This window comes from Bacillus sp. Au-Bac7 (genome assembly GCF_021341655.1).
Classification (GTDB): domain Bacteria; phylum Bacillota; class Bacilli; order Bacillales; family Cytobacillaceae; genus Niallia.
Genome location: NZ_JAJTTG010000059.1, coordinates 1 through 359, shown reverse-complemented (window position 1 = coordinate 359; position 359 = coordinate 1). Strand labels below are relative to the sequence as shown.

General features: G+C 50.4%; 4 tRNA genes. All 4 read left to right on the top strand.

From position 1 onward, the window contains the following. Positions 1-3 precede the first annotated feature (3 nt). Positions 4-79: transfer RNA gene (locus LXM54_RS27755), tRNA-Val, on the top strand. A 6-nt stretch (positions 80-85) separates the two neighbouring features. After that, positions 86-161 (top strand) — tRNA-Thr (locus tag LXM54_RS27750). An 18-nt stretch (positions 162-179) separates the two neighbouring features. Continuing rightward, positions 180-255: transfer RNA gene (locus tag LXM54_RS27745), tRNA-Lys, on the top strand. 4 nt (positions 256-259) lie between these two features. Next, positions 260-344: transfer RNA gene (locus tag LXM54_RS27740), tRNA-Leu, on the top strand. Positions 345-359 lie beyond the last annotated feature (15 nt).

Genomic DNA, 359 nt, shown 5'->3' with positions numbered 1-359 from the left:
AATGGAGGATTAGCTCAGCTGGGAGAGCATCTGCCTTACAAGCAGAGGGTCGGCGGTTCGATCCCGTCATCCTCCACCATAATACGCCGATGTAGCTCAATTGGTAGAGCAACTGACTTGTAATCAGTAGGTTGGGGGTTCAAGTCCTCTCGTCGGCACCATTCTTTGTAAAACGAGATGAGTCATTAGCTCAGTTGGTAGAGCATCTGACTTTTAATCAGAGGGTCGCAGGTTCGAATCCTGCATGACTCACCATTATGCGGGTGTGGCGGAATTGGCAGACGCACTAGACTTAGGATCTAGCGCCGCAAGGCGTGGGGGTTCGACTCCCTTCACCCGCACCATTTAATTTAATATAC